Origin of the sequence: Pedobacter glucosidilyticus DSM 23534 (genome assembly GCF_000425145.1) — a bacterium.
In the GTDB taxonomy this organism is placed as follows: domain Bacteria; phylum Bacteroidota; class Bacteroidia; order Sphingobacteriales; family Sphingobacteriaceae; genus Pseudopedobacter; species Pseudopedobacter glucosidilyticus.
Genome location: NZ_AULF01000013.1, coordinates 15,014 through 38,615 on the forward strand (window position 1 = coordinate 15,014; position 23,602 = coordinate 38,615).

Sequence of the window (23,602 nt, forward strand, 5' to 3'; positions counted from 1 at the left end):
CATGTTAAGACTTAATTTATTAGAAGAAACCCGTTTTGAAAAACTACCCGTACAGGTTTTTGAAAATCCACAAACAGCTTCTATCCATGTGGCTCATAAAATTGCTCAGCTGATTAAAAATAAGAATGCACAGGGCGAAAAAGTTGTTTTAGGTTTAGCAACTGGTGCAACTCCGGTTTTAGTTTATCAGGAGCTAATCAGGCTACATAAACAAGAAGGCTTAAGCTTTAAAAATGTTATCACTTTTAATCTGGATGAATATTACCCTATGCAGCCTGATGCTGCACAAAGTTATGTTCATTTCATGAAGCAGCAGTTATTCAATCATATCGATATTGATATGAACAATGTGCATATACCTGATGGGACTTTGCCTGAGGATGAAATAGCAGATTTTTGCCTAAGTTATGAGAAGAAAATTAACGATGCTGGAGGTTTAGATTTACAAATATTAGGAATTGGACGTACAGGGCATATTGGTTTCAACGAGCCAGGTTCTGCACCAAACTCGGGTACGCGTTTGGTAACCTTGGATGATTTAACCAGAAGAGATGCTTCCCGAGATTTTGGTGGTAAAGATAATGTGCCTCGTAAAGCCATTACGATGGGAATTGGTACCATTTTTAAAGCTAGAGAGATTATCTTGATGGCTTGGAACGAGAAGAAAGCGGCCATAGTAAAGAAAGCCGTTGAGGGTGAAATATCATCTGAAGTACCAGCAACCTATTTACAGCTTTCAGATCAGGTTACTTTTATATTAGATGAAGATGCAGCTTCGGCATTAACCCGTTTCCATTTACCTTGGTTGGTAAAAGATTGTGTTTGGGATAAAACCTTAATCAAAAAAGCTGTCGTATGGTTAGCTTCTACATTGCAAAAACCAATTTTAAAGCTTACAGAAGAAGATTATAACAACAATGGTATGGCACAACTGGCAACAGAGATGGGGCCGGTTTACAATATCAATATCGATGTATTTAACCAGATACAACATACCATTACCGGTTGGCCGGGTGGCAAGCCAGAGGCTGATGATTCGCAACGACCAGAAAGAGCTTTGCCAGCTAAGAAAAGAGCTATTGTGTTTTCTCCGCATCCAGATGATGATGTGATTTCTATGGGAGGTACTTTTATCCGCTTGGCAGACCAAGGGCATGAGGTACATGTGGCTTACCAAACATCAGGTAATACCGCAGTTTGGGATGATGATGCCCTACGTTTTGTTGAGTTTACGATAGATTTCTTGAAATCTCAAGGTTTTGAAAGCAATAGCGAGCAGCTGGCTAAGCAATATCAGGAGATGCGAGATTTTATCAACAAGAAAAAACCTAATCAGGCGGATACCATTCCTTTAAGAACCATTAAAGGTTTAATCAGAAAAGGAGAAGCTATTGCAGGCGCTAGATATGCTGGTTTACCTGATGAAAATATCCATTTCCAAAACTTACCTTTTTACGATAGAAATAAAAGTGCTAAGCAAGTTGATTATGAGGATGATATCCAAGAAACAATGGCTCTGTTGCAAAAAATAAAGCCTCATCAGGTTTTTGCTGCCGGAGATTTTGCTGACCCACATGGTACCCACAAGGTATGTTTTGATATCATCTATCAGGCTCTTAAACGCTTAAAGGAGACTGATGAATGGGTAAAAGATTGCTGGTTATGGTTATATCGTGGTGCATGGCATGAATTTGAAATACACGAAATAGAAATGGCAGTACCGCTTTCGCCTCAAGAAGTAGCTCGTAAGCGTATGGCTATATTTAAGCATCAATCTCAAAAAGATATTCCTGTTTTCCCGGGTGATGATGCTCGTGAATTTTGGGTGAGGGCAGAAGAAAGAACCAGCGAAACAGCTCAACGCTATAATCAATTGGGCTTGGCAGAATATGAAGCTATTGAGGCTTTTGTACGTTTTAAATTTTAATTGTTTGAGATGACATTAATAAAATCTATATCAGGAATAAGAGGAACCATCGGAGGTAAAGCAGGCCAGGGGCTAACTCCGCCAGATATTTTAAAATTTACCGCTGCTTTTGGTAAATGGATGCTATCTAAAACCAATAACCCGAAAATTGTAATTGGTAGAGATGCCAGAATTTCTGGTACTATGGTAAACAATTTAGTTACCGGTACTTTGCAAAGTTTGGGTATAGAGGTGATTGATTTAGGCCTTTCTACAACACCAACAGTAGAAATAGCAGTTCATTTGGAACATGCTGGTGGTGGTATTATTTTAACCGCAAGTCATAACCCAAAAGAATGGAATGCCCTTAAATTGTTAAACCATAGAGGTGAGTTTATTAGTGATGCTGATGGTAAAGAAGTATTGCAATTGGCAGAGCAAGAGTTTGATTATGTAAATGTAGATCAACTAGGTGCTGTTTACTATAAAGATAATTATGTACAACAGCATATAGATATGATTTTAGATTTGCCTTTGGTTGATAGGGAAGCCATTAAAGCAGCAAATTTCAGTATTGTTGTAGATGCGGTAAACTCTAGTGGTGGCATATTTGTACCTCAATTGTTAAAAGCGTTAGGCGTAAATCAGGTTTACGAATTATTTTGTGAACCTAACGGGCATTTTCCTCATAATCCCGAACCTTTAGCAGAACACCTCACAGAACTTTCTGCTTTAGTTGTAGAAAAAAAGGCGCATTTAGGAATAGCTGTAGACCCAGATGTTGACCGTTTATGTTTTGTTTGTGAAGACGGACAGATGTTTGGCGAAGAATATACTTTAGTGGCTGTAGCCGATTATATATTACAACACCAACCAGGTGCTACGGTTTCTAACTTATCATCAACCAGAGCTTTAAGAGATATTACCAGAAATGCAGGAGAATCATATTTCGCATCAGCAGTGGGTGAGGTAAATGTGGTTAACCTGATGAAAGAAAAAAATGCAGTTATTGGTGGCGAAGGTAATGGAGGTATCATTTATCCTGAATTACATTATGGTAGAGATGCTTTGGTGGGTATAGCTTTGTTTTTGACTCATCTGGCAAAAAAGAAAATCACGATTTCTGCTTTAAGAAAAAGCTATCCGGCTTATTACATGTCTAAAAATAAAATCACATTAAGTGCATCACAATCTATAGATGATATTTTGGAGCAATTGAAAAACAAGTATCAGCATGAGGATTGTAATACCATAGACGGTTTAAAAATAGATTTTGAAGACCAATGGGTGCACTTGAGGAAATCTAATACAGAACCTATCATTAGGGTTTATGCAGAAGCAACTTCTGAAGAAGCAGCTGAGGCAATTGCTCATCAAATCATAGAAGACGTAAAAGCATTATCATGATGAATATGACAGAAAAGACAGTATTAGTTACTGGTGGGTTGGGCTATATAGGCTCTCATACGGTGGTAGAGTTACTTGTGGCTGGTTATCAGGTTATTGTAGTAGATAATTTAAGTAATTCTGAACGTTTTATTTTCGATAGAATTATCAAAATTGCGCAAAAAGAACCTGTGTTTTATCAGGATGATGTTTGCGATTTAGCTGCCATGAGTAATATTTTCAAGAAACATCAGGTAGATGTAGTTATTCATTTTGCAGCGTTTAAATCAGTTGGCGAATCGGTAGAAAAGCCACTGCTTTACTATCAAAATAATTTAATATCTCTGCTTAACATCTTACAATTGGTACAAGAAAACAGTGTAGAGGGTTTGGTCTTTTCATCATCGGCGACGGTATATGGCGAGCCAGATGTATTACCAGCTACAGAAGAAACGCCATTTATAAAAGCTTTATCGGCCTATGGTAGTACCAAACAAATGGGTGAAGAAATTATAGAAATGGTAACCTCTTCTGGGGTATTTAAAGCAATTTCTTTAAGATATTTTAATCCGGTAGGGGCGCATGAAACAGCTTTAATTGGCGAGTTACCAAAAGGTATTCCTAATAATTTATTTCCTTATGTTACCCAAACAGCAAAAGGTAAATTGGCTATGTTAACTGTTTTTGGTGATGATTATAATACAGTAGATGGCACTTGTGTGAGAGATTACATTCATGTAGTTGATTTGGCAAAGGCTCATTTAGCTGCATGCAGAAGAATTATTAATCAGGAATGCCAAAGTGCTTCAGAAGTTTATAATATAGGTACCGGTAATGGAACAACTGTATTAGAAATTATCAAACAATTTGAAGCTACAACAGATAAGCTATTACCCTATAAAATAGGTGCCAGAAGACCCGGAGATGCAGAAGCTGTTTATGCAGATAGCAGCAAAGCCGAAAAAGAGCTTTTATGGAAGGCAACTTTAAATTTAAAAGATATGATACAGTCTTCTTGGGCTTGGGAAAACACTTTGTAAAAAGTGTTTTCTCGGTTTTCTAGCATGATAGTTTAAACTTAGTTTAGTATCTAAACTTTTTGGTATTTAATTATGTAGAATACTCATGAGTGATACTATATTTATCTTAAATTAGTATTTATTGTAAATAGCCTTAAATACTAAACAAAAATTATGTTTAGACGTAGCCTGTCAATTGTTTTTTTATTCTTTTATACCGCTATAGCTTATGGTCAGTTATCTTTTGACCATATATCCATCAGTAGTGGTTTATCACAAAGTACAGTGCTTTCTATTTATAAAGATAGCAGGGGCTATATGTGGTTTGGTACCAGAGATTGTTTAAACCGATATGATGGTAGAAGCATCAAAATCTATAAAAACAACCCAAAAGATTCGTCCTCTATCAGTACCGATGATTATATCTACAGCATTTATGAAGACAGAAGCAAAAATTTATGGATTGGTACGCAGGACGGTTTAAATAGGTATATCCCAGAAAGTGATTCTTTTGAACGCATTAAGTATAATCCTAAAGACAAAAATAGCATTAGCGATAGAATTGTATTAGCTATCCATCAAACTAAAGATGGGAAACTATTTTTTGGTACCAATGATGGATTAAGTATTCTGGAAGCATCTGAGAGTAGAAATTTTAAAAAGCTATATAAAAAAAATGGTTTGGCTGGAAACCAAGTTTATAGCGTATTTGAGGATAGCAAAAAAAGAGTTTGGATAGGTACTACTACAGGTTTATCTGTTTTAACTTTTAAGAATCATAAACCTTACATCACATCGTACTATCATAATAAAAATCTTAAAAGCAGCATAAGCGGTAACTCTATTAAATCCATAGCCGAAGATAGTGATGGAAACATTTGGATTGGAACAGAAACTAATGGACTAAATAAGTTTATAGAAAGTACCCGAAGTTTCATACGCTATCAGGTTAAACCTTTAGAGAAAAATAGTTTAAGTAGTAATAACATCCGTAAGATTATTAAAGATAGAAAAGGTAATTTATGGATTGCAACCATGACAGGTTTAAACATCCTAAATACCAAGGATATGAAATTTATGATTTATCGTCATGATTCTGAAAATCCTAATAGCTTAAGTGATAATTCTATCAAAGAGATTTATGAAGATAACCAAGGGTCTATTTGGTTAGGAACTATGTTTGGTGGCGTAAATGTTAAACATCCTAATACCATCCCTTTTACAGTAGAAAAATATAGTAAGTACAGAAATAGTATAAGCAGCGATATTATTAGTGCTATTACAGCCGATAAATATGGTAATTTATGGATTGGTACAGAGGGGCAAGGTTTGAATTTTTACAATAAGAAAACGCAGTTGTATACCAATTTCTTAAATCAGCCACTAAATTCTAATAGTATTGGTCATAATACAGTTAAAGATATTTTTGAGGACAGTAAAGGCAATATATGGATTGGTCTTTTTCAAGGAGGATTAGACGTTTATAATCCTAAAACAGGTACTTTTAAACACTATACTCCAGACCCCAATAATCCTAAAGCATTAAGTTATGGCTACGTAAGCAGTATTACAGAAGATAAAGATGGGCAACTATGGGTAGCAACTTCTTCTAAAGGAATAAATCTTTTTAATAGGGATACCGAAACTTTTACAGTATATGATACAAGTAAAAATTCTAGAATTAAGATAAGCAGTAGTTATATCAGACAAGTATTTTGTGACTCGAAGGGTAATTTATGGATAGGGACAGCGAAGGGTTTAAATTTAATACCTTATAAAAGTACAAAAGCAATTTATTTTACAAAAAATACAGCATCCAAAACTGCTTTACAATCAGGGCATATCAATGCTATTTTAGAAGATAGTAAAGGTCGTATTTGGATAGGCTCTCATCATGGTGGTTTAAGTTTATATGTGCCTAAAACCAATAGTTTTATAAATTACGATATAAAAAATGGTGTGGCTAGTAATAATATTATCAATATTTTAGAAGATAAAGAGGGATACTTATGGGTAAGTACAGATAGAGGACTTTCTAAATTTGATACGCAAAGAAAAATCTTTAAAAACTATACTGTAGCAGATGGCTTACCTGCAAATGAGTTTAATTACAACTCGGCTTTTAAAGATAAAAATGGAAAGCTATATTTTGGTAGTTATAATGGTTTGGTAAGTTTCCAGCCTAAAGAGATAGAGGAAAATAAAACCATACCTAAAGTAGTGTTTTCTGGTTTAAAGTTATTTAATAAACCAGTAGGCATTAATAGTTCTGATGGTTTGTTAGAAAAAGATATCTCCTTTACAAAAGAGATTGTTTTTAATGCAAACCAGAACATTTTTACCATAGACTTTTTAGCTTTAAACTATATCAACCCAGAGCGTAATAAATATGCATATAAATTAGATGGTTTTGAAAAAGATTGGAACTATGTTAGCACACCATCAGCAACTTATACCAATTTGCCTCCGGGTAAGTATGATTTTTTAGTTAAAGCCAGTAATAATGATGGTTTGTGGAATCCAGAAGCCACCAAATTAGTTATCATCATAAAACCACCATTATGGAAAACCTGGTGGGCTTATTTATTATATTTTATCATGGCTTCTGGCTTGCTTTTTTTAGTCATCAGATTTTTTAGAAGACAAGCCCGGTTAGAAACTCAATTATATTACGAACACTTAAATACCCAGAAAATAGAAGAATTATATCAGTTAAAGCTCGATTTTTTTACCAGAATATCTCATGAAATTAGAACACCTTTAACATTAATATTTGCGCCTTTAGAAAACTTAATTAAACAAACCGCAGAACAACAGGTTGTTAGCAAGCAAATTATACAAATCAAGAACAATGCAGAACGCTTGTTAAGGTTGATTACTGAGTTACTAGATTTTAGAAAAATAGAAACCGGTAATATGAAAATCTTGGTTCAACAGTATAACTTGGTAGATTTTTGCGAGACCATTTTCAACTCTTTCACCACAATTGCAGAAAGCAGGCAAATAGATTATAGCTTTAAAACCTCAAACCAGCAATTACTTTTATTTTTTGATGCTAATCAAATGGAAAAAGTGCTCTATAACATTTTATCCAATGCTTTTAAATACACACCAGATGGAGGTACAATTGTTTTAGCTTTAGCTGATGATAAAGAGGAAGTACACCTAACTGTTGAAGATAATGGAATAGGTATCTCTTTGGTCGATCAAAAAAAGATATTCACCAATTTTTATCAAGCTAATCAAAATACATATAAAAAAGAAGGGTGGGGTATTGGTTTAGCTTTATCAAAAAATATTGTAGAACAACATCATGGTCGTATTAGCTTGATAAGCAAGCCAGAAACAGAAAATACAGCAGGGAAAACTTCTTTTAAAGTAAGTCTTAAAAAAGGTCAGGCACATTTTAGTAAAGAAGAATTTGCCCAAGAAAATGATGTTTTTGAAAATCAGCCTGTATGGTTACCAGAAATTGATTTATATCCACAGCCTTTTATAGAAGAAGAGAAAGTTCTATCGCAAGAAAAAAAATATACCATTTTAATTGTTGAGGATAATGATGAGCTGAGAACATTTATCCGACAATCATTAGAAAAATATTACCATATTATGGAAAGCCTTAACGGTTTGCAAGCTTGGGAACTGGCTATTGAGCAACTTCCAGATATCATCATTAGTGATGTAAATATGCCGGTGATGGATGGTTTTGAACTATGCAGCAAACTTAAACAGGAAGAAAGAACAAGCCATATTCCTGTAATTTTGCTAACCGCTATGGCAGCAAATATGCATCAAATAGATGGTTTACAAGCTGGTGCAGATATTTATCTTACAAAACCATTCAGTATTCAGGTTTTAGAACTTAGTGTTAAAAACTTACTTGCAGGCCGCGAAGCTTTAAAAGATAGATACAGCAAGCAAGTGATGCTGATGCCAAGAAAGCTAGAGTTAGAATCTCCAGATGAAAAGTTTTTAAATAAATTGATGAAATTGATAGAAGATAACCTGGAAGATCCCGAATTTAATGTAACCAGTTTAGTAGTAGAAATAGGGATGAGCCAAACCGTCTTGTATAAAAAAATTAAGGCTTTAACAGATTTATCTATCACAGATTTTATTAAATCAGTACGTTTAAAAAGAGCGGCCCAATTGCTAGAAGACAATCAATTAAGTATTGCCGAGATTGCTTACTCAGTAGGTTTTAACGACCGTAAATATTTTAGTAAAGAATTTAAAAAACAATTCGGAAAAGCGCCTTCTGATTACAGAGATTGATGCTGTTTCATCGAAAGATTTATTTTTATATGAATGGATGGTTGTATCAACCATATCATCAATTTCAAACTACGCTTTTTATACACTTAACTTCTTTTTTCTTAAATAACCATTAATTCTTGTGGGACTTTTTCAGTTCTGGCGGTCATACCTCATATAGGCATAGGCCTAAAACCTATATATCCATAAATTAATAATATGAATAAGCTCTTTTTAACATTTAAACCAAGGTTTTATACCATTTTAACTCTGTTTTTATTATTAGCAATAAATAGTAAGGCGCAAGATTATTTTATAAAGAGAAGTTTTGCAACTGCGGCTCCTTTGTATGATAATTTATTAAAAACAACCGAAGGAAATTTTAAAGATTACCCACATGCTTTACATCCGGATGGCACACTAAAATATCTTCAAATTGATGAGTGGACAGGAGGTTTTTGGCCTGGTATTTTATGGTATATGTATGAATTTACCAAAGAAGAAAAATGGCGTAAGCATGCAGAAGCATGGACAAATTCTTTAGAAAGTAACCAATATAATACAGCCCATCATGATATTGGTTTTATGATGTATTGTAGCTACGGTAATGCTATCAGATTTAATCCTAATCCTAAATATCAGGATATTCTGATACAATCGGCAAAATCACTTTTAAAAAGGTATTCACCAACTGTAGGTAGCATCCAATCGTGGAATAAACGCAAATCAAAAGGAAACATTAATACTTGGGAGTATCCGGTAATTATGGATAATATGATGAACCTAGAATTGCTTTTTTATGCCTCTAAAGTTACCGGTGATACTATTTATAAACATGTAGCTATTAAACATGCCGAACAAACCATGAAAAATCATATCAGAACAGATAATAGCACTTATCATGTAGTAAATTACGACCCACAAACAGGTAAAGTTTTACATCAGCAAACTTTGCAAGGTTTTTCTGATAATTCTACCTGGGCAAGAGGACAAGCATGGGGTATTTATGGTTTTACAAGCACTTATAGAGAAACAAAAGATCAAAGATTTTTAAATACCGCCATAGCTTTAGCTGATTTTTTTATCCAACATCCAAATCTGCCTAAAGACAAAATTCCTTATTGGGATTTTAATGTTGGGCAAGCAGGTTATAAACCAGATTGGGATTTTAACCCACAACAATACCAACCTATACCAAGAGACGCATCGGCAGCAGCCATAACCAGCTCTGCTTTACTAGAATTAAGCACTTTTGTAAAAGGCGAAAAAGCAAAACGTTATAAAAATATTGCGCTTAAAATGTTAAAGTCTTTAAGTTCTGAGGCTTATTTAAATACTGACAATACTAATCCTTATTTTTTATTAAAGCATAGTACTGGCAATTTACCAAGCAATAACGAAGTAGATGTACCACTTATTTATGCAGATTATTATTTTTTAGAAGCATTATTAAGATATCAGCGTTTAACAGCTCAGTAGAATCATGAAGAAACTTATTTATACAATATTAATATTGTTATTTACCACAAAGTTAATAGCACAAGAAAAAGGTATCGTCCTAAAAGTATTATCTTTTAATATACACCATGCAAATCCGCCAGCAGATGAAAAAAGTGGAAAAATAGATTTAAATGCTATAACAGAAGTTATTAAACTGGTTGATGCAGATTTAATAGCATTACAAGAAGTTGATGAAAATACCAAAAGAAGCGGTAAAGGAAATCAAGCCAAGTTGATAGCGCAAAAGTTGGATTTAAAAGTTTATTTTGCTAAAGCAATAGATTTTGATGGCGGAGCTTATGGGATAGCCATTCTTTCTAAATACCCTATCAGTAAACACACCATTTATCGCTTAACAAACCAAGCCGATACAAGTGCCGAACCTCGTATCATGCAAACTGTAAAAGTAAAACTGCCGGGTAAAAAATACATACGCTTTGCCAATACCCATTTAGATTTTTTAGAAACCGGTAATAGAGAGCTACAAGCAAAACAGATTGTAAATATCGTTAATCAAGAAAAATTACCATTGATATTGGCTGGTGACTGGAACGCTGCTTTACCAAGTAAAACACTTGACATTATGGATAGTGCCTTAACCAGAACTTGTACAAATTGTCCAGCCACATTTTCTGATGAAAATAGTTTAGCCATAGACTTTATTGCTTACCATAAAAAGAGTTCCTTTAAAGTGAAAAATCATGTTGTTTTAAACCAAGTTACAGCATCAGATCATTATCCTATTTGGGCAGAGCTTCTTGTTTTTTAAGAGTTAAAATAAAAGAGATTGTCTAAAATTGATGTTTTATCTCATACAGAGTCGAAATTTTTTCTGAGCATGTTTAGAGTAAACTCCAACGCTGTTTTATGTGATAAACAAGATTTTTGACAACCTCTTTTCAAAAGTTAGATTCTTAATCTCTCCCTTTATTTTTACCATTTCCATGTCCTTTTCCTTTATGGCCACCACGGTAGTAATCTCGATCATTTCGGTTATAAGAGGTATACTTTGATTTATAATAACGATTATCGTCATGATGTCTATACCTTGGATGTCCTTTTACGACATAGTATCTAGGATTATTACTTCTATAAATAATAGCCTGTGATCTATTATGTTTATATCTTGAATATCTTACTCTATGATCTCTAAAATGTAAATATGGTCTTGGAGAGTTAATTACTACTTTATAACCATTATACAAATCGTAATTTCTATATCTGTTAGGTAAAGAAGTGGCAAAAACCCAGTTTCCGTTACTCAGATAAATAAATTGTCTACTTGGTACGTAGTAATAACTTTCAATATCAGGTAAATAGTAATAGTCTACTCGGTCATATCCAACTGGCCCCCAAACCGGTTGAGCACCTATATTTACATTGATGTTTACTTGTGATTGTGCGCCATGAGTGATAAAGCCTATCATCACTATAGCAATGAAAATTGTCTTCTTCATCTTTATATCTCTTTCTAGGTTAAACATTTAGAAGGCAGGTTTTATACATCACCTGCCTTTCTGATATATAATTACGGTTTAAGTGTAATAACTCCTAAACTTTTTATCTGACCAGCCATGAGGCTAACATTTGTAATGGTAGAATCTTTAAAGCCAGCTACAGGTACAAATTTTACTGAGTAAATTCCAGCTCTTAATCCACCAACGGTGAATGCTCCAGTTTCTACATTAGGTATAGTACCAACAGTATCAGTACCTGATATCACTAAAACTTCTGGAGCGCTTTCTAATGGTAGAACAGTACCAGAAATTAAACCTGTTGTTGCTGCGGTTATACCTCTTACTACAGGTTTTAAAAGATATTTACCATTTCCAGTCTTAACAATTGATTTAGCTGCATCAAAATCTAACAAAAGGGAGTAAGCTACGCCTGATAATAATTCTGGATTTTCTGTTAGTTTAACTTTAAAACCTGATGATTGTCCGCTTGGCGTTTGTAGTGGCATTTCTTCACCATTAATTACAATGGTATTTCCTTCATCAAGTATCAGTCTTATTTCTGTAATTTCTCCGGCGGGCATTTCTCCGGAAGCCACTAAAATATCAGGCTTACTAGTACCAATTCTAAAATCAAGGATATTAAAAATATTGGTTGTTACAGGAAAAACATAAGTCTCATCTCCAGAAACTAATATAATTTCTTTAACATCCAGATTAATAGCGTCAAAACTACCTGGCGCATCAGTCATCCTGATTTCTACTTTACTTTTACCGTCAGTAATTTCTTCTTTCTGACAAGCAGAAAATAAACCTATACTAGATACCAATCCAATGATAGCGTATGCAAATTTCTTTTTCATGTTTTTATATTCAAATGGATAAATAATAAGTTTTGTATAATCAAAGTTGTGAGGGGAAGATGAAAAGAACATGAAAAAGAAATTTTTTTTTATTTCTAAAATTTCATCAAAATTTCATTTAAGGGGTACATCTTTGTTATACTTAACGAACTCCATGTTAAGGATAGGTAGATGAGTTTGTCTCCTCAGGGAGACAAACTTTTTTATATTTACAGCATGAACAGAATTTTCCATCTTCGGTTATTGGCTTTTATATTATTTAGCGTATGTGCTGATCATGTTTTTGCGTCTGAAATTGAGTTTTATCAAGAAAAAGATAAAAAAACGCTGGATGTAAAACCAGCAGACCCCAAAGAGACACAATCAAAGCCAGAGATAAAGCAAGTTCCTAAGGCAAAAAAACAACCTAAACCTGCTAGTGTGAAGCCAAAAGTACAGCCTAAAAAGGTTAAAATTGTTAAGCCGAATATTAAAAAACGATAATTAATAGCTATCTCATGATTAGAAAAATTACCTTTCTATTCATACTATTTAATGTGTGGACTTTAGCTTTAAAAGGGCAAACAGATACTTTGAAAGCGTCTAAAACATTAACATTAGCAGCTTTATATAATAGTAATATTAGTTATTACGGCCAAGTAACATCAGAAAGGTTGCCTTATGCTTTACTAAATGCAACACTAAGATTTCCATCTGGTTTATATTTCTCTGTAGGTTCTTATAGACTATTTAATGATAGTTCTTTCGTTTCGGAAGGAGATTTAGGAATAGGTTATGATTATGAAATTAATGATAAGTTAAGCGTTGGTCTTTCTTATTATAAATTCTTTTATCCTAAAAATTCCCCTTTACTACAAGCCGCCAATACCAATAATTTAAGTTTCATGGCAACTTATCATTTTCCTTGGTTTAAGAGTGTTTTTAGCACCGATTATTCTTTTGGTAAGGCAGATGATATTTTTATGAGTTTAGGCCAATCCAAAGATATTTCTTTGTTTAACATCACAAAAAATGATTTAATATCTATTGAGCCTTGTATAGAGCTGGTTGCAGGTAGCCGAAATTTTTTTGAAACTTATACCATAGAGAGGGCAAAAAAAGGGAAAGGTAAAAACCCTTATACAGGAAATGGTAATGCAGGTAATACTATTATCACAACCGAAATTATTGAGACTTCTGCTTTTACCATATTGGCCTATAATTTTAAACTACCTATAAATTACAGTAGGGCAAATTATTTAGCAGAACTTAGCTATCAATTCACCATTTTAGGACATGAAACCGAGCCTGGTGTAAAACGAAATCAGTCTTTTTTTGGTTTAGCATTTTATTATCAATTCTAATTCATTATGAAAGTTTTAATCATTGAAGATGAAAAAACCTTGGCTTACGAAATGGAAACCTTTCTTAAAAAGGCTTTTTATGTTTGTGATTTGGCGCACACCTTTCATGACGGGTTAGAAAAGGCACAAATAAATTCTTACGATTTTATCCTGATTGATTTAGGTTTACCCGATGGTGATGGTCTTGATATCCTGAAAAGGATAAAAAAATCGCATCCAGAAGCGGCATTTATCATCATTACAGCCAGAGGGAGTTTAGAAGATAAAATAACTGGTTTAGATTTGGGTGCTGATGATTATTTAGCAAAACCTTTTTATCTATTAGAATTGCAATCTAGAATGCAGGCTATTGCCCGTAGGAAGTTTAACGTTCAGGATGAGTTATTAACTGTAGGCGACTTTGAGATAGATATACAAAAACGCATAGTTATCCATAACAAACAAGAAATAGAACTGTCCAGAAAGGAATTTGATTTATTAAGCTATTTACTTCTACACAAAAACAGGGTGTTAACACGTATGCAATTAAGTGAGCATATTTGGGGTACCTTTGCAGATGTAGATTATGATTCTAATTATATAGATGCACATATCAAGAATATTAGAAAAAAATTGAATGTTTTAGCATCTACAGAATGGTTAGAAACCGTTAGAGGTGTAGGTTATAGGATAAGGAAATCATGAAGCTAGCTACCAAGTTACTCTTATTCATTGCAGGTTCTAAGCTTGTTGTTTCAGCTTTGTTTATTTTGTTATTGCCATTTTTGGTAGATCAAATTGCATCAGAATACACCAATTATATTTTAAGAGAGCAACAACAAAAAGTAATGGACATTGTTGCTAAAAACGGCATTCAGTATTATTTACAAGGAGAAGATAGTTATGGTAGTTATACACTTTTAAAGGAAGAGTATATTGCACTAGAGCCTCAGGTAGATAAAACCATCTTAGATACCATAAAAGACACTAAAAGAATTATAGAAGGAGATACACTTAACTATCGGGTTTTAAGTCATACATTCAATTATCAAAATAAACCTTATTTGTTAGAGGTTGGCAAAACTTTAGCAAGTATCCACCAATACAACCAAACTCTGCAACGTTTTGCAATTTACGTTCTTATCGGTTTAATTGTTTTTACGGTATCAATTGATATTACTTTTACCCGTTTATTGGTAAAACCTCTGGGGCAAATTATTAAAACCAGATTGGTGAACCGTAAATTTCCCTTTAAAGATCAAGAGATTAAAATAAATACTAGTACTACAGATTTTAGCTATCTGGATGAATCTATCTTGATTTTAATGAGGCAAATAAATGAAGCTTTTGCAAAAGAAAGAGAGTTTACTGCTAATGCATCGCATGAGTTAATGACACCTATCAGTATTTTACAACATAAGCTAGAAAACTTATTAAGAGATGAAGAATTATCAGAATCTGCTGAATTAGGAATACTCGAAACCATGAAAACTTTAGATAGGCTAAAAAAGATTTCGAGTTCTTTATTGCTTATCTCGAGGATAGATAATGAGCAATTTGTGAAAAGGGATGAAGTAAAACCCGTTGTATTGTTACAAGAAATTCTGGAAGAAATAAGTCATCGTTTAGAAGAGAAAAACATTCAAATTTATTTGAATTTAAAAGAAGATGTGCTGTTAAAGCAGGTTAATCACGATTTACTTTTTCAGCTTTTTTATAACCTCATTAATAATGCTATAAAATTCAATAAAGAAAACGGAACTATTGAAATCTTTGACGAGTTATTAAGCTTTAATCAATACCAGATAACGGTAAAAGATACGGGTAGAGGCATCGCTAAAGCGCAAATTCCTTTTATATTTAATAGGTTTAGAAAAAGTAATCAAGCAGAAAACCCTGGCTATGGTTTAGGCTTGGCTATTGTAAAAAGTATAGCAGCTTATCATCAGATAGATATAAGAGTAAATTCTGAGGTAGATAAAGGTACTAGTTTTAGGGTTGTATTTAATTTGTTTAATGATGCTTCAAAACTTTAAAAACTACATACAAAATCATTCTGATATTACGGATGAACAGTTTTCAGAAATTAGTCATTATTTAAAATCTAAATCCATAAAAAAGGGAGAATTTGTATTAAGACAAGGAGAAATTTGTGGCTATTCTTTCTTTGTTTCTAAAGGTTTATTGCGCTCTTACACCATTGATGAACAAGGTAAGGAGCATATCATCCAATTTGCGCCAGAAGACTGGATTATTGTAGATAGAAGCAGTTATTTCTTTAATGAGCCATCAGAATTGTTTATTGATGCCGTAGAGGATACAGAGCTGGTGATGTTAAATGAAGATTTTATTACACATGCTTGTAACATAAGTACGGTTTACAGAGCTTTTAACCATAAAGCATTACATAGTCATATCAGGCATTTGCAAAAAAGAGTAAATCTTTTATTGGGCGCTACTGCAGAACAACGTTATCTAGATTTTATCAAGCTTTATCCAGAACTTACGTTACGTTTACCACAATGGATGATAGCTTCTTATTTGGGGCTTACGCCAGAATCTTTAAGCAGAGTACGTAAGGAGTTAGCCCGAAGAAACTTCAAACCTCATTAATTTCTTATCATACATCAATGCTCAGCTTTTTTCTTTCCTTTAAATTTGAATCATAAAATTTAAAGAAAATGAAAACTAAAAGCATTGAACATATTTTTACTCCGCCAGCCCCACACATGGTAGGCGATGGTTTTAGAGTACACAATTTTATACCAGGAAGCTTTGGTTTAAGCATGCAAAGGATGAGTCCTTTTATCATGCTCGACTATAATTCTAAATTTTATTTCCCTCCAACAGATAAACCTAGAGGAGTAAGCGTACACCCACACCGTGGTTTTGAAACGGTAACGATAGCCTATAAAGGAAAAGTTGCCCATCATGATAGCGCTGGAAATAGCGGCATTATTGGAGAGGGTGATGTGCAATGGATGACAGCCGCCTCAGGTGTATTACACAAAGAATATCACGAGCAAGAGTTTAGCAAAGCTGGTGGTGATTTTCAAATGGTACAGTTATGGGTAAATTTACCTGCAAAGGATAAAATGTCTAAGCCTAAATATCAGGAAATCACCAAAGAAAATATTCAAAAATATCCTTTGGATAATGATGGAGGAACTATTGAAGTAATTTCTGGGGCTTACCAAGATACACTTGGTGCAGCATCAACCTTTACGCCGGTTCATTTGCAAAACGCAAAACTAAATACAGGTGGAAAAGCGGAATTTTCTTTCCCTCCTCATTACAATACAGCATTATTGGTTATAGAAGGTAGCATTAAAGTAAATGATGAAAAAACTGTAGCTACAGATAATTTCTTACTATTTAAAAACGAGGGAGAAGATTTTACCATAGAAGCATTAGAGCAAAGTGTGGTTTTGGTTTTAAGCGGAGAACCTATTTTAGAACCTATTGCAGCTCATGGTCCTTTCGTGATGAATACCCGCGATGAAATTATTCAGGCATTTGAAGATGTTAATTTGGGTAAGTTTGGATATTTGGATTAATAATTAAGTGGTTGGTAACTAACTTAAAATAGTTTTGAGATGTTATTTATAGACTAATTTCAATTGATTTTCATATCGTTGCTGTAGAAGACGAAGAAGTAATCTCTTTCTATTTTTTTTGCATTATAGGTTGCCATTTAATAATATTGGCACCAAAAGCTTAAAAAAATTAGTTGAGCGTATTAACTCTTCGTCTTTTGCTTTTAGCTTCTTACCTATGAGTTGCTTAAAAAACGATTATTTACCCCTACAATAACCAATTTTTAACCTTAATCAACAAGCTATTTATAGAATATTTGACATTAGAATAGGTTTTAAAACACTTGATACCTAGCTAACCAATTTTTTATAATAATCATGTTGAGACTTCAATTTTTACTTTTTTTATTTCTTTTTACTGCAAATACCTTTGCACAGCAACAGCCTAATATTGTACTTATTTATACCGATGATTTGGGCTATGGTGATGTAAGTTGTTATGGGGTCAACAAAATAAAAAACCCCCATATAGATAAACTAGCTAAACAGGGTTTACGTTTTACCAATGCCTTTGCCACATCATCCACCTGTACACCGTCAAGGTTTTCTCTACTTACAGGTAGATATGCCTGGAGAAAATCAGGTACAGATATAGCTCCAGGAAATGCCGGATTAATTATCCCAACCAATACCCCAACCTTACCTGCAATGCTGCAAAAAGCAGGTTATAAAACCGCTGCTATAGGCAAGTGGCATTTAGGTTTAGGTCCAGATGGTGGTCCCAACTGGAACGGTACTATTAAGCCCGGTCCATTAGAAATTGGTTTTGATTATTGTTTCCTCATCCCGGCAACGGCAGATCGTGTGCCAACCGTTTTTATGGAAAATCGCCATATCATCAACCTAGACCCTAAAGACCCTATAGAAGTTGATTATAAGAAAAAAGTAGGAAACGAGCCTACAGGAGAAGAAAATCCTGAGTTATTGAAAATGAAACTTACAGAAGGTCATGCGCAAACCATTGTAAACGGCATTAGCAGAATTGGTTATATGAGTGGGGGTAAAAAAGCACTTTGGAAAGATGAAGAACTGGCTTCCCATATCGCAACGCAATCTGTAAAGTTTATCGCTCAGAATAAAAATAATCCCTTTTTCTTATATCTGGCTACTAACGATATTCATGTACCCAGAGCGCCCAATCAACAATTTGTAGGTAAAAGTGGTTTAGGCCCAAGAGGGGATGTGATTTTACAACTCGACTGGACGGTTGGCGAAGTCGTAAGAGCTTTAGATAGCCTAAAACTTACTGAAAATACTTTGATTATTTTTAGTAGCGATAATGGTCCTGTTTTAGATGATGGCTATGCCGATTTTGCCAATGAAATGCTAAATGGGCACACTCCATCAGCTCATTTACGTGGTGGTAAATACAGCGCTTTTGATGCCGGAACAAAAGTTCCTTTTATAGCTTACTGGCCAAAAACTATCAAACCAGCTGTTTCTTCTGCGGCTATCAGTCAGGTTGATTTATATGCTTCTTTAGCAGCACTTACTCAACAACCTTTAGCTGTAAAAGAAGCTCCAGATAGTTTTAATATGTTGGATGCACTTTTAGGAAAATCTGCTAAAAGTAGGCCTTATATTGTTCAACATGCGGTAAATGGTACTTTGTCACTTATTAAAAACAATTGGAAATATATAGAACCTGGTAAAGGTCCGGAGGTATATCCGGTAACCAATATCGAGAGTGGCAACTCAGAAAATGGATTGCTTTTTAATTTAAAGCAAGATCCATCAGAGCAGGAAGATTTATTAGCTCAAAAACCTAAAAAAGCCTTAAAGCTGGCTAAAGAGCTTAAGCGTATTAAAGAAAATCAGGTTACCAGATTAAGCAAATAAATCAGCATCCCAAACATGAAAAAAATAGTATTTATACTTTGTTTGTTTATTGCATTACAGCATCAGGCTTTAGCCCAACTACAAAAAGATATTTGTGAAAAAGAAGTGCCTAAACAATGGCAAGCTAAAAACGGTAAGTTAGCTATCAGTACCCAACATCAGAAAATGGGCGAAAGTTCTGTTGCATGGGCTTGGACAAAAGGGAATGAAAGTACTTTAAACATTGTTTCAGATGAGTTTAAAAAGGTAGCATCAGATAAACGCAGTACTTTTGTTTTTTGGATTTATAATGAAAATCCGGTTGCAGAGAAACTAAGTTTTACCTTTTATGCTGCCGACAAAGAAGCTTGTAAATTTGATTTTAACCTCAATTTTAAAGGTTGGCGTACAGCTTGGGTGATGTACCACCGTGATATGCAAGGTACACCGCAAACCAATATGAATCGTTTAGAAATTAAAGCTCCGGTAACAATAAAAAAAGGAACTTTATTCCTAGACCAAGTGATGTATCAGGTAAATATCAATCCAAGGTCGCCCATGCGAGATTTTCAATTGCCTTTTGTGAATTTAGAAGGAGACCAAGCGGCCAATGCCCATTGGAATTCACTTTATAAATTTAGCACAACGCCAGACTATTTACCTCTAAAATCCGCTATAACTCCGCAAGATAAAAAAGAAGTTAGCCAAATTTATAAACGTTTCTTAGAAGTAATTCTTCCTTCAAAAAAACTTATAACAGATAGCATTATAAGTAAACTAGAAAAAGAATATGCTTTTTGGAAAATTAAAAGAAACGGGCAATACATTAACGGAAGAACAATTTTTTCTACCAATGATATCGAATTGTCTAATAGCAGAACATTAGATTCTGCAAAAAAGATAAATGTGAAAACCAATATCAACAGGTACAGTAATTTAATGCTTGCTGTAGCAGAAGCCCATCATTTTAGTACTACCCAAACCAATAAAGATAAGCTAGCAACAATGTTTATAAATCTGCTAGACCATGCAGAAAATCAAGGATGGTCTTTTGGGAGTGGTATGGGTGCTTTACATCACTTAGGTTATAATTTAGAAAGTTATTATACGGCATGCTTACTCATGAAAGATGTTATCAAAGCATCGGGCAAGCTTGAGCAAACCTTTAAAAGTATGTTTTGGTTTAGCGGCTTGGGCCGAGCTGTGGAAGTGACAGAAAAAATGCCTGAGTCTAATATTGATGTTTTAAATACACTTTTACAAGGAATGTTGAGTAGTATTTTAATTTTAGATGATACGCCGGAAAAAATGCGCTTCCTACAATATTACTCACGTTGGTTATCTTTCAACATGAAACCCAATGTAGCTATAACAGGTGCTTTTAAACCCGATGGAGCAGTTTTTCATCATGCAACTTTGTATCCGGCTTATGGCGTTGGAGGCTATAATGGTTTAGCCCCAATTGTTTATGTGCTGAGTAAAACAAGCTATCAGGTAGCGCAAGAAGCGCATCAAAAATTTAAAGAAAATTTATTGATGATGCATTACTATACCAATCCTTATAAATGGCCAATCAGCATTTCGGGAAGGCACCCAACGGGAACTTGGAGCATCCCTGACAAACCTTATGCTTACCTAGCACTTGCTGGTACTCCGGATGGTAAAGAGGCTATTGACGAGGAAATGGCTGCCGTTTACTTATTAGTAGCTAAGAAGAAAAATTTGGCTTGGGATAAAAAGTTTAAGCAAATAGGTGTACAAGCAGCAAAACACCCTTCCGGACATTGGAGTTTGAACTACGGTTTATTAGAAATTCATAGAAGAGATAATTGGTTGCTAACCGTTAAAGGTCATAATAGGTATATGGTAAGTCATGAGGCTTATCCTAAAGCAAATGTATTTGGTAGATACTTAAGTTATGGTCATGTAGAAGTATTGTTTCCGGAAACTAAAACCACAACAGGAAGTAATTTTGCTGATAAAGGTTGGGATTGGAACCGCATACCCGGAACAACCACCTTACATGTCCCTCTAGATAAACTAAGGGCAAATATCCTTAATGTGGATGATTATAGTGGGGTAGAAGAAATGCTTTTAACCGATGAAGTTTTTGCTGGAGGCAGTTCTTTAAACCAACAAGGGCTTTTTGCCATGAAGTTGAGAGGGCATGATAAATACAATTTAGGAAGCTTTAAAGCTATAAAATCTTGGTTTATGTTTGATAGCTTGTTGGTTTGCTTAGGTTCTGATATTGAGAATAGCATCAAGGAATATCCAGCAGAAACAACCATTTTTCAAAACTATTTAAACAAAACCAACGAAGTTGTATTGCTTGATCATCAACCAATTGATTTTCCCGCTCAATTATCAAAAACTTTAACAACGCCAGCTTTTGTATTAGATAACAGAGGGATAGGCTATTATTTAGCAGCCAATAGTAATATTACGCTAAGTAAAAATCAACAGCAATCTAGAGATCAAAAAGATACGCAAAACACAAAGGGTAATTTTGCTAGCTTAGTTTTACAACATGGTTCTGCACCAAAAAATGAAGGTTATGAATATGCCATGTTGATTGGTGCTGACGCACAAAAAATGCAGACTTTTAAAACGCAAATGTCTAGTAAAACGCCTGTTTATCAGGTTTTACAAAAAACCGCTGATGCACATAGCGTAAAATATACAGCGCAGCAGCTTACAGGTTTGGCACTTTTTAAAGAGAATAGTAAATCAACAGATCCGCTTATCATCAACAACAGTAAAGCTTGTTTAATTTTATATCAGCAAAAGACAGACAAATTAAATTTAGCAATTACCGACCCTGATTTAGGCTTTTACCAAGGTGCAGATGAAACACCGCTAAATAGCGATGGTACTAGAAAAGAGGTAAGTATTTATTCTCGTTATTGGTTTAAAACAGATGCTCAACCATCAGTAATACAGTTAGAATTAAAAGGTAATTGGCTAAAAGCCGATGATAGCAAGAAATATGAAGTTGCAAAAACAACCCAAGGTAATACTTTAATTAAAGTAAATTGTGCTTATGGTTTGGCTACTCCATTGAAATTAATAAAAGGAAATTAAATGAATATCAAGCTATTTATAACTACTTTATTGTGTGCTATAAATTTACAGTTAGTAGCACAGTCAAAGGCAAAACCAAATGTCATTGTTATTTTAAGTGACGATGCCGGTTATGCAGATTTTGGATGTTACGGAGGTAAAGAAATACCTACTCCAAACATTGATGCGCTAGCAAGAAACGGGGTACGCTTTACCAATGCTTATGTTACAGCAGCAGTTTGTGCACCATCTAGAGCGGGTTTACTTAGTGGCCGTTACCAACAACGTTTCGGTTTTGAGCATAATACTTCTACCAAACCTGTTGATGGTTTTCAGTTAAGTGATATAGGTTTAAATCCATCGGTTAAAACCATAGGAGACCAAATGCAAGCCAATGGTTATAAAACCATTGCGATAGGTAAATGGCATTTAGGCGAGGAAAAAAAGCATTTTCCGTTAAACAGAGGTTTTGATGAGTTTTATGGTTTTATTGGTGGGCATCGTAACTTTTTCGCTTACAATAAGGAACCTAAAAGAGAGCTACAATTGCTGCATAACAGAAAAGCTGTATCAGAAAAAGAGATATACTACCTTACAGATATGTTTACCGATAAGGCCATATCTTTTGTAAAAGAACATCAAAAAGAGCCCTTTTTTATGTATTTGGCTTATAATGCGGTACATACGCCTATAAATGCTCAACAAGAATTGATGCAACAATTTGCTCATATCCAAAACGCAGAAAGAAGAGCTTATGCCGCTATGATGACTTCCTTAGACCGTAACATAGGTAAATTGGTAGCTACTTTAAAAGAGCAAAAGCTTTACGAAAATACTTTAATTGTTTTCTTAAATGATAATGGTGCTGCAACCAATAACGCTGCTGATAATGGTGTGCTCAGAGGTTTGAAAGGTTCTAAATGGGAGGGTGGCATTCGTGTAGCCTACATCATGCAATGGCCTGCAAAATTATCAGCTAATCAAGTTTATCATCCTATAGTTTCTGCTATGGATATTACTCCTACAGCTATTGCGGCTAGTGAGGGGAAAGCCTTGAAAGGGCAGGTTTTAGATGGTGTAAATCTTTTGCCTTACTTGTCAAATCCTAAAAAAGCTATTCCTCACAAAGATTTGTTTTGGCGAAGAGGCGTAGCTGCAGCCGTTAGAAGTGGCGACTGGAAATTGATTAAAACAGCTAATAATCCTTTACTCTTATTCAATTTAAAGGATGATGTAAGCGAACAAAATAACCTGGCGAGTACCTATCCCCAAAAAGTGAAACAGTTAGAAAAGAAGCTTCAAAACTGGGAACAAAAAATGCAACAACCACATTGGGTGAGTGATTATGGCGATGACAATCAAATAAAAAAGCACCGTATGGAGGTTATTGGAAGAGAAATGGAAATAAAATATCCTTAATT

At 34.3% G+C, this 23,602-nt stretch carries 17 protein-coding genes; 15 read left to right on the plus strand and 2 right to left on the minus strand.

Annotated elements, in window-relative coordinates; genetic code table 11:
* Nucleotide 1 precedes the first annotated feature (1 nt).
* From nagB to H510_RS0105230, 6 genes are all read left to right on the plus strand, one after another.
* Complete coding sequence (gene nagB / locus H510_RS0105205) at nucleotides 2-1,927, plus strand: glucosamine-6-phosphate deaminase (protein WP_026903341.1); 1,926 nt, start codon at nucleotides 2-4, stop codon at nucleotides 1,925-1,927.
* A 9-nt stretch (nucleotides 1,928-1,936) separates the two neighbouring features.
* Nucleotides 1,937-3,313, plus strand: a complete 1,377-nt coding sequence (gene glmM / locus H510_RS0105210; RefSeq protein WP_026903342.1) for a phosphoglucosamine mutase — start codon at nucleotides 1,937-1,939, stop codon at nucleotides 3,311-3,313.
* A 5-nt stretch (nucleotides 3,314-3,318) separates the two neighbouring features.
* Complete coding sequence (gene galE / locus H510_RS0105215; RefSeq protein WP_026903343.1) at nucleotides 3,319-4,332, plus strand: UDP-glucose 4-epimerase GalE; 1,014 nt, start codon at nucleotides 3,319-3,321, stop codon at nucleotides 4,330-4,332.
* 153 nt (nucleotides 4,333-4,485) lie between these two features.
* The gene (locus tag H510_RS0105220; protein ID WP_051291063.1) at nucleotides 4,486-8,586 is read left to right on the plus strand and encodes a hybrid sensor histidine kinase/response regulator transcription factor; all 4,101 of its coding nucleotides are present in this window, start codon (nucleotides 4,486-4,488) and stop codon (nucleotides 8,584-8,586) included.
* Nucleotides 8,587-8,784: 198 nt separating this feature from the next.
* Complete coding sequence (locus H510_RS0105225) at nucleotides 8,785-10,044, plus strand: glycoside hydrolase family 88 protein (protein ID WP_051291064.1); 1,260 nt, start codon at nucleotides 8,785-8,787, stop codon at nucleotides 10,042-10,044.
* Nucleotides 10,045-10,048: 4 nt separating this feature from the next.
* Nucleotides 10,049-10,834 (plus strand): endonuclease/exonuclease/phosphatase family protein, encoded by a 786-nt coding sequence (locus tag H510_RS0105230; RefSeq protein WP_026903346.1) that lies wholly within the window; start codon nucleotides 10,049-10,051, stop codon nucleotides 10,832-10,834.
* A 145-nt stretch (nucleotides 10,835-10,979) separates the two neighbouring features.
* Here H510_RS0105230 and H510_RS0105235 read toward each other — a convergent pair whose 3' ends face one another.
* Together H510_RS0105235 and H510_RS0105240 are read right to left on the minus strand one after the other, a co-directional pair.
* Nucleotides 10,980-11,522, minus strand: a complete 543-nt coding sequence (locus tag H510_RS0105235; RefSeq protein ID WP_026903347.1) for a hypothetical protein — start codon at nucleotides 11,520-11,522, stop codon at nucleotides 10,980-10,982.
* Nucleotides 11,523-11,593: 71 nt separating this feature from the next.
* A complete protein-coding gene (locus H510_RS0105240; protein ID WP_026903348.1) occupies nucleotides 11,594-12,382 on the minus strand; it encodes a DUF4382 domain-containing protein in 789 nt (262 codons plus the stop codon).
* Nucleotides 12,383-12,598: 216 nt separating this feature from the next.
* Between H510_RS0105240 and H510_RS0105245 the strand changes: the two genes are divergently transcribed.
* The 9 genes from H510_RS0105245 to H510_RS0105285 all read left to right on the plus strand — a co-directional run bounded on the left by H510_RS0105245 (nucleotide 12,599) and on the right by H510_RS0105285 (nucleotide 23,600).
* Entirely contained in the window at nucleotides 12,599-12,865 is a 267-nt protein-coding gene (locus tag H510_RS0105245; RefSeq protein ID WP_155977849.1) for a hypothetical protein, read from the plus strand.
* Nucleotides 12,866-12,879: 14 nt separating this feature from the next.
* Nucleotides 12,880-13,725 (plus strand): hypothetical protein, encoded by an 846-nt coding sequence (locus H510_RS0105250; protein WP_051291066.1) that lies wholly within the window; start codon nucleotides 12,880-12,882, stop codon nucleotides 13,723-13,725.
* 6 nt (nucleotides 13,726-13,731) lie between these two features.
* Entirely contained in the window at nucleotides 13,732-14,409 is a 678-nt protein-coding gene (locus tag H510_RS0105255) for a response regulator transcription factor (RefSeq protein ID WP_026903351.1), read from the plus strand.
* Nucleotides 14,406-15,740 carry a sensor histidine kinase gene (locus H510_RS0105260; RefSeq protein WP_026903352.1) on the plus strand — a complete coding sequence of 445 codons (1,335 nt, stop codon included), beginning with the start codon at nucleotides 14,406-14,408 and terminating at the stop codon, nucleotides 15,738-15,740. Before H510_RS0105255 ends, H510_RS0105260 begins: the two co-directional genes overlap by 4 nt.
* Nucleotides 15,721-16,317: a Crp/Fnr family transcriptional regulator gene (locus tag H510_RS0105265; protein ID WP_026903353.1), complete on the plus strand. Its 597-nt coding sequence runs from the start codon at nucleotides 15,721-15,723 to the stop codon at nucleotides 16,315-16,317. Before H510_RS0105260 ends, H510_RS0105265 begins: the two co-directional genes overlap by 20 nt.
* A 68-nt stretch (nucleotides 16,318-16,385) precedes the next feature.
* A complete protein-coding gene (locus H510_RS0105270; RefSeq protein ID WP_026903354.1) occupies nucleotides 16,386-17,261 on the plus strand; it encodes a pirin family protein in 876 nt (291 codons plus the stop codon).
* A gap of 357 nt (nucleotides 17,262-17,618) precedes the next feature.
* A complete protein-coding gene (locus H510_RS0105275) occupies nucleotides 17,619-19,139 on the plus strand; it encodes a sulfatase family protein (protein WP_026903355.1) in 1,521 nt (506 codons plus the stop codon).
* A 15-nt stretch (nucleotides 19,140-19,154) separates the two neighbouring features.
* Nucleotides 19,155-22,202, plus strand: coding sequence for a chondroitinase family polysaccharide lyase (locus H510_RS0105280; RefSeq protein ID WP_036692020.1), 3,048 nt, complete (start codon nucleotides 19,155-19,157; stop codon nucleotides 22,200-22,202).
* Complete coding sequence (locus H510_RS0105285; protein ID WP_026903357.1) at nucleotides 22,203-23,600, plus strand: sulfatase; 1,398 nt, start codon at nucleotides 22,203-22,205, stop codon at nucleotides 23,598-23,600. It begins immediately after the preceding gene.
* Nucleotides 23,601-23,602 lie beyond the last annotated feature (2 nt).